Origin of the sequence: Pseudomonas sp. K5002 (assembly GCF_013386655.1) — a bacterium.
Classification (GTDB): Bacteria; Pseudomonadota; Gammaproteobacteria; order Pseudomonadales; family Pseudomonadaceae; genus Aquipseudomonas.
Map to the genome: position 1 here is coordinate 1 of NZ_JACARK010000059.1, position 10583 is coordinate 10583.

At 61.5% G+C, this 10583-nt stretch carries 12 protein-coding genes; 3 read left to right on the forward strand and 9 right to left on the reverse strand.

Going from position 1 to position 10583, the window contains the following annotated elements:
• From HX846_RS03860 to HX846_RS03890, 7 genes are all read right to left on the reverse strand, one after another.
• Nucleotides 1-292 (reverse strand): ABC transporter substrate-binding protein (locus HX846_RS03860; RefSeq protein ID WP_178964999.1); only part of this gene is annotated, 292 nt, incomplete at its 3' end.
• 147 nt (nucleotides 293-439) lie between these two features.
• A complete protein-coding gene (locus HX846_RS03865; RefSeq protein ID WP_003208292.1) occupies nucleotides 440-832 on the reverse strand; it encodes a Rid family hydrolase in 393 nt (130 codons plus the stop codon).
• A gap of 8 nt (nucleotides 833-840) precedes the next feature.
• Entirely contained in the window at nucleotides 841-2190 is a 1350-nt protein-coding gene (locus HX846_RS03870; RefSeq protein WP_008433139.1) for an MFS transporter, read from the reverse strand.
• A 91-nt stretch (nucleotides 2191-2281) separates the two neighbouring features.
• The gene (locus tag HX846_RS03875) at nucleotides 2282-2995 is read right to left on the reverse strand and encodes an SDR family NAD(P)-dependent oxidoreductase (RefSeq protein WP_003208289.1); all 714 of its coding nucleotides are present in this window, start codon (nucleotides 2993-2995) and stop codon (nucleotides 2282-2284) included.
• Nucleotides 2996-3008: 13 nt separating this feature from the next.
• The gene (locus HX846_RS03880) at nucleotides 3009-4292 is read right to left on the reverse strand and encodes an NAD(P)/FAD-dependent oxidoreductase (protein WP_003208288.1); all 1284 of its coding nucleotides are present in this window, start codon (nucleotides 4290-4292) and stop codon (nucleotides 3009-3011) included.
• Nucleotides 4293-4403: 111 nt separating this feature from the next.
• On the reverse strand, nucleotides 4404-5330 hold the full coding sequence (locus HX846_RS03885) for a LysR family transcriptional regulator (protein WP_003208286.1): 927 nt from the start codon (nucleotides 5328-5330) through the stop codon (nucleotides 4404-4406).
• Between the two features lie 59 nt (nucleotides 5331-5389).
• Complete coding sequence (locus HX846_RS03890) at nucleotides 5390-6595, reverse strand: DUF1835 domain-containing protein (RefSeq protein WP_178965000.1); 1206 nt, start codon at nucleotides 6593-6595, stop codon at nucleotides 5390-5392.
• Nucleotides 6596-6788: 193 nt separating this feature from the next.
• Here HX846_RS03890 and HX846_RS03895 point away from each other — a divergent pair, with 193 nt between their 5' ends.
• The 3 genes from HX846_RS03895 to fetB all read left to right on the forward strand — a co-directional run bounded on the left by HX846_RS03895 (nucleotide 6789) and on the right by fetB (nucleotide 8954).
• Complete coding sequence (locus HX846_RS03895) at nucleotides 6789-7253, forward strand: metallophosphoesterase family protein (RefSeq protein ID WP_003208282.1); 465 nt, start codon at nucleotides 6789-6791, stop codon at nucleotides 7251-7253.
• 232 nt (nucleotides 7254-7485) lie between these two features.
• Nucleotides 7486-8163, forward strand: a complete 678-nt coding sequence (locus HX846_RS03900) for an ATP-binding cassette domain-containing protein (RefSeq protein ID WP_003208280.1) — start codon at nucleotides 7486-7488, stop codon at nucleotides 8161-8163.
• The gene (gene fetB, locus HX846_RS03905; protein WP_003208279.1) at nucleotides 8160-8954 is read left to right on the forward strand and encodes an iron export ABC transporter permease subunit FetB; all 795 of its coding nucleotides are present in this window, start codon (nucleotides 8160-8162) and stop codon (nucleotides 8952-8954) included. Before HX846_RS03900 ends, fetB begins: the two co-directional genes overlap by 4 nt.
• A 61-nt stretch (nucleotides 8955-9015) precedes the next feature.
• Here fetB and HX846_RS03910 read toward each other — a convergent pair whose 3' ends face one another.
• Nucleotides 9016-10062, reverse strand: coding sequence for an L-idonate 5-dehydrogenase (locus HX846_RS03910; RefSeq protein WP_178965001.1), 1047 nt, complete (start codon nucleotides 10060-10062; stop codon nucleotides 9016-9018).
• Nucleotides 10063-10075: 13 nt separating this feature from the next.
• A partial coding sequence (locus HX846_RS03915) for an SDR family oxidoreductase (RefSeq protein ID WP_178965002.1) occupies nucleotides 10076-10583 on the reverse strand: 508 nt, incomplete at its 5' end.

Sequence of the window (10583 nt, forward strand, 5' to 3'; positions counted from 1 at the left end):
CGGAGTCGGTCAGGGTTTGAATCGACTCAAGGCCCGCATGATTGATCGCCGCGATGCCTTGCAGGGCTTGCCCCTGGCCGCGCCGGACCAGCAGGCGGTTGCTGGGGAAAATGCCGAAGTCCGCCGCGCCGGTCAGCAGGTGTTCAAGGGTGTCGCCACGGTAGGGGTCGTGCACCACCAACTCCACATCCAGGCCCAGCTCGGCGTACCAGCCGCGTTCCCGCGCCAGGTACAAACCCGCCGAATTCGGCCAGGGATGAAAGTACTCCAGCATTACCTTTACCGACACCATCGCTTGCTTCTCCAGCCTGCAGTCTTTTGATGGGGGCGATTTATAAGGGAGCAATCTGGTATATACCAATATCGTTTGTTGCTATGGATATAACCGGGACCAAAAAAAACCGCGGCCCAAGCCGCGGTTTTTTACTCATCGCCTGGGTCAATCGGCAACGATGGCGTACGTTTCGATTTCGACTTTCTGCCAGGGGCGCAGCATCGAATCCACCTGAATCAGGCTGCTGGCCGGGCGAATGGCGTCGAACACCTCGCTGTGTGCCTTGGCGACGGAGGCGGCATCGTTGATATCCCGCAGGTAGACCACGGTGCGCACTACGTCTTCAGGGCCCATGCCCGCCTCGGCCAACACCTTGTTGACGGTGACGAGAATGGCCTGGGCCTGTTCGTAAGCATTGCTGTGTTCGTAATCGGGTGAGGCGCAGGTGCCGGAGATGTGCAGGTGGTTGCCCACGCGAACGGCGCGGGAATAACCGAACACGTTTTCGTACTGACCGCCCGAGGAAATAGTTTGCCGCGCTGTGGTTTTACTGGTCATGGTGGTTCTCATGTTGGGAGGGGTTTACCGGTGGAGTCCTTTACGAACAGGATCGAAATCAGGCCGACCACGGCACCGCCGATCAGGTACCAGGCGGGAATCATCTGGTTGCCAGTGATCGATATCAGCCAGGTATTGATCAGCGGGGCCGTGCCTCCGAACAGCGAGACCGCGACGTTGTAGCTCAAGGCGAGGGCGCTGTAGCGCACGCGGGCCTTGAACAGCGAAGTCATGGTGGCCGGCATCGCTCCTTCAAAAAACAACTGGGCGAGGGTCAGGATCAGCAGGGCGGCCAGCAGCAACCCGACACTCTGGGTATGCAGCAGCATGAAGCAGGGGAACGCCATGACGATCAGCAGCACGCAGCCGGTAATGATCATCCGGTTCCGGCCCAGTCGGTCGGCCAGCAAGCCTGAAACCGGGATCAACACCAGCATGAACAGCGTCGCGGCCATCCCCAGGTTCCTGGCGAACGTATTGCTGTACCCGAGTACGTTTTCCAGATAACCCGGGATGTACCCGAGGATGATGTAGTAGGTCACGTTGAACACGGTGACCAGGCCCATGCATTGCAGGATTTTCGGCCATTCGTTGACCAGTAAGCTGAACAGGCTGGGTTCGGCGCCCGTCGCCTTTCGCAGTTTTTCGTTGGCCTGGATTTCCTTGAACACTGGTGTTTCTTCCAGGCCAAGGCGCAAGTAGAGGGCGATCAGGCCGAGCAGGCCGCCAATCGCAAAGGGCACGCGCCAGCCCCAGTCCTGCATGGCTTGTTCGCCCAGGCCCAGGGTAAACAGGCTGACCACTGCACCGCCCAGCAGGAACCCGGAGATATTGCCGAATTCCAGCCAACTGGTGAAAAAGCTGCGTCGCTCGTCCGGCGAATGCTCGGCGATGAACGTGCAGGAGCCGCCGTACTCGCCACCCGCCGACAGGCCCTGGAGCAGACGCATGAGAATCAACAGGACGGGCGCAAACAGGCCGATGCTCGCGTAACTCGGGATCAAGGCAATGGCGAAGGTTGCGACGGCCATCAGCGTGATGCTCAGCGACAGCGCCGTGCGCCGGCCAAACTTGTCGCCAATGGGACCGAATACCAGGCTGCCCAGTGGCCGAATCAGGAAGCCCGCCGCGAAGGTGGCGTAGATCGCCATCAACTGGGTGGTCGGGTTGTCGTTGTGGAAGAACGTCTTGCCGATGATGCCGGCGAGAGAGGAGTAGAGCGCAAAGTCGAACCATTCGACCATATTGCCCAGTGTCACGCCGACGACCGCTTTGGTCAGCCGTTTGCGTGAGGGTTCAGCCGATGCACGGTCGGCGGGAAACCCTTGATGAATCGAGGAAGCGTGAACTTCGCCCATGATATTGCCCTCTGGAATAATTGTAGTGAGGCAGCAGTCAATAGGGAGTGGCAGGCCCACGTCTGATGCGCGGGGCCTGCGGAGGCTGGGGTCATCGCATATACACGCCCCCGGCGATGCACAATGATTCGCCTGTTATGTAGGAGGGTTTGGCGCTCAGTTGCCAGACCCAGTCGGCGATTTCTTCGACCCGCGCGGCGCGTTTCAAGGGGATCGATTCGATGGCGGCCTCGATGCGCCCGCCGGCACGGGTGCCTTCGGTGTCCACCCAGCCCGGGGCCAGTGCGTTGACCACAATATTGTCGCCGGCCAGTTCGATGGCCAGGGAGCGGGTCATCGACACCACAGCAGCCTTGGAGGCGCTGTAGAGCAACTGGTTTTTCGACACGGTGAACGCATCCACCGAGGCGAAGAACACGATAGCGCCTCCGCCGGCGGCTTTCAGGTGACGGGTGCCGATACGTGCGATGTTCAGTGAGCCCAGCACGTTGATGTCGAATATCTTGCGGTACAGCGCTTCGCTGAAGCTATCCAGGGATGACGTGGGAAAGATCCCCGCCGCATTCACTACGGCTCGCAGCGGTGCCTTGCCGTCCAGGGCGGCATCGAGGGTACGGGCCAGTGTGGCCTCCTGGGTGATGTCGCCGACCACTGGCGAAAACAAGGGGCTCGCCGGCTGTGTGCTGGGTGTTACGTCCACAGCGACGACGTGCCAGCCTTCAGCCTGAAAGCGCTGTGCGACGGCCTGGCCCATGCCCGAGGACGTCCCGGTGACGATAACGCTGGAGTGCGGTGCAGTGTTCATAAGGGCTATCCGATCAGGCGTATTGAGGAAGAGGGGTGCCGGGTTGCAGAGCCAGTTCCAGCACATCCAGTTGGCGCTGGGTCTCCTGGTAGTTGCTCAGCCATTCGCGCTTGACGATATCGATGCGTGAGTCGGCCGGCTGCAACTGGGCAAACTTCGCCGCCAGGCTTTGCATGCCACGCTCGCGCAGGGTGAGAAAGCGCATCACTAGCCGGGTCTGCTCGCAATACACCGGCCATTGCGGGCCACGTGGGGCGCCCAGGCCGATGTAGAACAGGCCTTCCAGGTTGGTCGGCAAGGTCATCGCGGCGGTACGCAGCGGAACACCGTCGCGCCATTGCAGCAGGCGTTCATCGAGGAACGGCAGGCGCGTGTTGAAACCGGTAGCCCAGACGATGGTGTCGTAATCGACCTGGCTGCCATCGGTGAACGTGACAGTCTTGCCCTGGATGCTCTCGATACCCGGTGCGACCTTGATTCGGCCGTGCTGGATCCAGTACAGCAGCAAGGTGTTGACCACCGGCGGTTGCGCATCCAGGTCGTAGGTATCCGGTGCCGGTAGCCCGGGGTAATTCTTGTGGGTGCCGACGCTGGCCATGATCAGCATGTTCATGAGCATGTTCTGCTGTTCTGGCGGCAATTGCCCCAGCAGCGGCAGCTCGCCCCGGGGCAGGCCGAACAGGGTCTTGGGCTGGAACAGCTGGCCGCGTCGGATCGCAATGGTGGTGTCCAGGCGAGCCTGGGCGGCATCCACTGCGAGGTCGCATCCGGAGTTGCCAAACCCCACCACCAGCACCTTGCCTTGCACCTGCTGCACGTTGCGGTATTCGCCGGAGTGAATCGACACGCCGGTGAACCCCTTGCTTACTTGCGGGATCTTGCAATCCCACAGGTGACCGTTGGCCACCAGCACGCCGCTGTAGTGTTTGTGGGTGCCGTCTGCCAGGGTCACCTGCCAGCCCGCTTCGCCGTTCTCGTCCAGGGGCTTCAGGCTGCGCACTTCGGTGTTGAAGGTGATCTTTTCGCGTAGGCCGAAGGTGTCGGTGTAGGCGTTCATGTACGCCTTGACCTGATCGCGGCTCGGGTACACCGGATAGTCAGCGGGCATCGGGAACCCGTCAAAGAAGGAACTGCTCTTGGGGGTGATCAGGTGCAAGGCATCGTAGTCGCTGTTCCAGTGACCGCCGATGTTCGCGGACTTTTCGAAGCAGTCCACCTCGAAACCGGCATCGGTCATGGTCTTCAGCGCCGCCAGCCCTGCGGCCCCGGCACCAATGATGCAGTAGTGATTGGACATGCTGGCTCCCCATTCAAGCGCCTGTTGTGGCGTCGGTGGCTGGAGTATCCCGCTCGGCAAGAGGTGGATGAATGGGCTAAGTCATGTGTTTCCTATAGGTGATCCCTATGGCTAGAGCGTCTCCAGGTGCGCATACAGGTTCTGGATGCGGCTCAAGTGGCTGCGCATCAGGTTGATCAGCACCCGGGTGGGCGGCGAAATAGGCGTGTCGTGGCGATGGATAAAGCCGAATACCTCGAAGATCGCCGGGCTGATCGGCACCCAGCCCAAGCGATCATTGAAGCCCAGCTGATGCAGGATCGGGCGCGTGGCAATCACATCGCCGAGTCCGCGCGCAGCCAGCTCGAAGCCGGTGATCTGGTGCTCCACTTCGATGATCGGGTCCAGCACCTCGCCGCCCTTGGACGCCAATTGCCCCAACAACCGGCGAATCGGGTCGGCGGTGCGCCAGCGCGCCTCGGTGAGAATCAACGGTGCCACCGCCAGGTCGCTGATGGTTTTCGGGCCCTTGAGTCGCTCCGGGTCGGCACTGATATAGCCGACCTGGGCCGACCAGACCGGCTCGCTGACGGTCAGGTTCTGCTGCTTGATCGGCAGCATCACCAGCCCCGCTTCAATTTCGCCCTGGCTCACCAGCTCGGCGATTTCCGAGGAGTTATAGCCGACGATCTTGATCCGCATATCCGGGTGCTGGGTGCGGAACTGCTCGATCAGGTCCGTGAGGAAATAGTGGTGGGCGGTGCCGAAGGTGCCAAAACTGGCCACGCCACCGGACAGTTCACGCACAGCCTGCACCGCTTCATAGCCCTGGCGTGCTGACGTCACCATGCCTTGTGCAAATGGCTGCAGGCGGCGTCCGGCTTCGGTGAGCATCAGTCGGCGATTGGTGCGGATGAACACGTGGGTACCCAGGTGCTCCTCCAGCCGCAGGATCTGCTCGGACAATGAGGGTTGGGAAATATGCAGGCTTTCCGCCGCCTTGGAGAACGTACCGTGCTCGATGGCGGCGAGAAAGTAGTTGAGCTGTTGTAAGGTCATCGCGCTGAACCGTTACCTGTTTGGCTCAACATGACACAGATCAAAGCTGTCGCGAAGAATCAATCACGCCACACGGGCATGCCATGTTCGTCAATTGTCCAGTGCGGGTGGCGCGGTCGCAGGCAGACGCCACCTACCCAGCGTTCTTCCGTTGCATGATCCGGCCAGTAGGCTGCGCCGTTCAGAACCTGGCGACCCAGCGCAGTCAGCGCCAACACCCGCTGTGGCCATGGCAACTGGGCCCCGGACTCGATCAACAGGGGATTCTCGCCATCGATCAACGGCCGCATCAGCGCATGAAACATCATGTCTCCCAGGTACGGCAGCGGTTCACGCTTGCCCATGAGCTCGGCGAACACCCGGCCAAACGGCACCGGCCCGGCTTCATCCACGTATTGCAGGGACAGGCGCTCGGTCAGGGACAAACCGTCCTGCACACCTGGTAACTCCTGCAACTGTCGACGCAACGCCGGGGCCAGGAAGGGCAGGGAGGTGGAGCTACTCCGGGCCAGTTCCGCCAGCTTGATCGGCGAGCTGGCGCAATACGCCAGCCAGGCCTGTCGCGCCAGTTGCAGCATGTCCTCGTCGACCTGTCGGCGCTGCGGCCACAACCACGCCAATACTTCAGGCGCCAGTTGGCCGATGCCGATAAAACGCTGCACGCCGGGGATACGATCGACTTCGATCAACTCCAGTTTTTCAGGCAGATGCTCAAGCCCAGCCAGCGCGCGAATCAGGAACAACTGATCGTACGCATCCGCCTCACACCACAACACGCTGTGGCCGGCGCTGCCCAGTTGTTCAAGATGGTGATATTCGTCCGCATGCCGGCGCGCCACTTCTGCCTCATCCATGGCAAACACCTGGCTGATATAGCGGCTGCGAACGACCTGGTATTGCTCGGCTGGCAGGTCCTGGACCGGGCCCATGCACAGCGGATCAATCAGCATCCGAAAGTGCCCCTTGAACCCCGCCACGCCCAGGCTGTGGGCGATATCGTTGCCGCAGCGCCAGTGGGTGGTGCGGGCTTCATCGCTGGCGTCGAAACCTGGATGGCGGGCGGCAAAATCCACCGCATCGACGTGGGCCTTGAGCTTGGGCCAGCTGGGAAAACCGAGTTCCTTGGCGATCGACCATTGGGCATCGGATAAGGTCGGGGTTGCGGCGGCATCGGCGCTTTTCAGGCGCTGCAAAAGTTCCTTGGCGCGCTTGCGCTGCTGCTCAAGGTTGATACGGCCGTTAGTGGACGAGAATGATTGCGACATACGATCTCCTTGTACAAACCTTGTCCGCTTTAAGGTTGGGAGTCGTAGAAATGTGATATTCAGTCAAGGTCTTGGGCGCAGCCCTTTCCGCGGATGGTGGCGTAGATGGCGCCAGGCGGGAAATATAGGCAGTGCAATGATTGATTGCAAGCCGCCCGGTGGATCGCGCCGGGGTTTTGCACAGGAGACGTTCATGAAAGTTGGTGTGATTTCCGATACCCACGGCTTGCTCCGTGCCGAGGCCCTGGCGGCCCTGGAAGGGTGCGAGCAGATTGTTCACGCCGGGGACATCGGTAGCCCGGAGATCCTTGAGTTGCTGGCCTCGATTGCGCCATTGCATGTGGTGCGCGGCAATAACGACCTCGACGCCGCGTGGGCAGAGCATTTGGCTGACCGGCTGGATTTTGACCTGAACGGCTGGCGGGCGTTGCTGGTGCATGACATTGCCGATGTGCCGAAGGAGCTTGATCCGGGCATCCGGCTGGTGATCACTGGCCACTCTCACAAACCATTGATCGAGTGGCACGGCGAGCGGCTGTTTCTCAACCCTGGCAGTGCAGGGCGGCGACGTTTCAAGTTGCCGGTGACCCTGGCGTTGCTTGAGGTGCGCGAGAAATCCATCAAGCCGCGCCTGGTGTCGCTGGAGCCCAAGCGCTGAAGAACGCTGAGGCGAGGGAGCTTGTTGTGGCGAGGGAGCTTGCTGTGGTGAGGGAGCTTGCTCCCGCTGGGCTGCGCAGCAGCCCCAAGAAATTAACGGTGATTTTTCAGGTGTATCGCAGTGGCTTTATTGGGGCCGCTTCGCCGCCCAGCGGGAGCAAGCTCCCTCGCCACGGGGGACGTGCCCTGTCTTACCATTTGCGTCTGAATCAGGAACAAGGATCATCAACGCCATGAGCGTATTAGTCGAAACCCGGGCGCTCACGCGGATGGACGAGCGCCGCCAGCTGCAACTGCTGCAGCCCACGAACTTCCAGCTGCACCGCGCCGACCGCCTATCCATCACCGGTTCATCGGGCTCCGGCAAAAGTGTATTCCTTCGGGCACTCGCCTTGCTCGACGCGCCCACCTCAGGGGATATCCTCTGGAACGGGCAGCCCATCGCCAACGCGCAAGTCCCGCAGTATCGCAGCCGCATCAGCTACCTCTCCCAACGCCCGGCGCTGATCGAAGGCACGGTGGAAGACAACTTGCGTTTCCCCTACAGCCTCAAGGCCTTGCATCACCTGAGTTTCGACCCGCAGGCGGTCAAGGCGCTGCTGGCCCACGCGGGCAAGGAATCGGGTTTTCTGGCAAAAAATGCCGGGGATTTATCCGGTGGTGAGTCCCAGGTGGTGTCACTGATCCGTACCCTGCAACTCAATCCCGATGTGTTGTTGCTGGACGAACCTACCGCCGCTCTCGACCCGGCATCGTCCGGGGAGGTCGAGGCGTTGATCAGTGCCTGGGCCGAAGCGGATAGCGCTCACGCCTATATCTGGGTGTCCCACGACCTTGAGCAGGCGCAACGCATGAGCACCACCCATTTGCATATGGACGCCGGCGTGCTGACGGGGGCCGTGCAGCCATGAATTATCACGACCTCACAGCACTGGACATGGCCATCGCCGCCTCGCTGATCCTGATCAACGGTGCGCTGTCGCTGTTGTTGCGGCTGGGGCTGGAGCGTCAGCTGTTCTGGGCGGCTGTGCGCACGGTGGTGCAGTTGTTGGCGATCGGTTACCTGCTGGGCTGGGTCTTTGAATTTGCCTACTGGTATGTGGTGCTGCCGCTGATGTGCCTGATGACTCTGATCGCCGGGCTCTCGGCTGCCGGGCGTGGGAAGCGGACCTATGCGGGGCAGCGGGCCGACAGTATTGTGTCGGTGTGGGGCAGTTCCTGGTTGGTGACGGCTGTTGGCCTGTTCGCGATTATCCGGATTCACCCGTGGTACGAGCCGCAGTATGCGATTCCGATCCTTGGGATGATTCTGGGTAATACGCTTACCGGGGTGTCTCTGGGGATTGAGCGTATGACTCAGGAGCTGACCTCCGGTCGCAATACCATCGAGATGATTCTGGCCCTCGGTGGTTCACGCTGGGAGGCGGCGCAGGATGCGATTCGCCAGGCTGTGCGGGCCGGGATGATTCCGACGCTGAACCAGATGACGGTGGTGGGGATTGTGAGCTTGCCGGGGATGATGACTGGCCAGGTGCTGGCCGGGGAAAGTCCGGTGGACGCGGTGCGTTATCAGATTGTGATTATGTTTTTGATCGCTGCGTCGTCGGCGTTGGGCACGGTAGGTGCGGTGTTGCTCACCTACCGTCGACTGTTTTCAGCCAGCCATCGTTTCCTGCGGTTCAGGCTCGAAGAGCGGGTGTAGCGCAGGCACCATCGGATCCCCAAAATGCACCGCAACCCTGTGGGAGCTGTCGAGATCCGGTTCAATCACCCACACCAAAATCCAGCAACACCTTCATCGCCTGGCTCTTGTCCGCCGCCAGTTCAAACGCCTGCACCGCCTCGCTGAACGGCACGGTGTGGGAGATCACCGGACGCACATCAATCACCTGGCGATTGAGCAAATCCACCGCCTGGGCAAACTCCGAATGGAAGCGGAAGGTGCCCCGCAAGTCGATCTCCCTGCTCACCAGCATATTCAACGGCAGCGAGACCTCGCCACCCAGACCGACCGTCACCAGCACGCTGCGCGGGGCCATGCACTCCAGGCCGTTGCGCAGGGCCTGGGCGCTGCCGGAGACTTCGAACATCACGTCGAAGTAGCCTTTTTCGGCGATATACCGCTTCAACGCGTCGGCGTCTTCCGCCAGGTTATGAGTACGGCTGGCGCCCATTTTTTCGGCGCAGGCCAAGGGCCCGGCAGCCAGGTCCACCGCAACAATTTCCCTCGCGCCCGCTGCCCGCAGGCTGCCGATCAACAGGTTGCCGATGGGCCCGCACCCGGTGACCAATACCCGTTTGCCGAACACCACCCCGGCACGCTGGATGGCATGCAAACCCACAGACAACGGTTCAGCCATTGCACCCTCGGCAAGGCTCACATGATCGGCCAGCGGGTGCGCCTGGTGCGTTTCGATCACCAGGCTTTGTTGAAACGCACCCTGCACGTGAGGAAAGGGCATCGCGCTGCCGTAGAAACGCATGTTCAGGCAATGGTTCGGCAGCCCTTGATGGCAATAACGGCAACCCCCGCAAGGCCGCGACGGCGAGACCGACAAGCGTTGGCCAATCTTGAACGGCCCGTCTTCACGGCCCACCGCCTCGATCACCGCCGACACTTCGTGGCCGAGCACCATCGGCTCGCGCAACCGCACGGTGCCGAAGCCGCCGTGCTGGTAGTAATGCAGGTCCGAGCCGCAGATCCCGCCCCGGGCAATGCGCACCCGCAGTTGGTCGGGCGTCAGTGCCTGGGGTTCGGTTTGCGGTTCTACCCGCAGGTCTTTCGAGGCATGGCAGACAATCGCGTGCATGAAATTCTCCAGGTTACAGCGAGGCGGTGATGCCACCGTCCACGTACAGGATATGACCGTTGACGAAACTTGCCGCGTCGCTGGCAAGGAATACCGCAGCGCCCGCCAGTTCGGCGACGTCACCCCAGCGCCGGCTCGGTGTGCGCTGCACCAGCCAGTCGCTGAATTCGGGGTTGGCCACCAGGTTGGCGTTCAGTTCGGTCTTGAAATAGCCGGGGCCGATGCCATTGACCGTCAGCCCGTGGGGGCCCCAGTCGATGGCCATGCCTTTTGTGAGCATTTTCAGCGCGCCTTTGCTGGCGGCATACGGGGCGATGCCCGGGCGCCCCAGTTCGCTTTGCACCGAGCAGATATTGATGATGCGCCCCCGCTTGCGCGGGATCATCGCCCGGGCCACGGCCTGGCCGACCAGGAAGGCGCTGTCCAGGTTGGTGCTCATCAACTCGCGCCAGTGGGTTTCGCTGTAGTCCTCCAGCGGCCCGCGACGTTGCATGCCCGCGTTGTTGACGAGGATGTCCAGC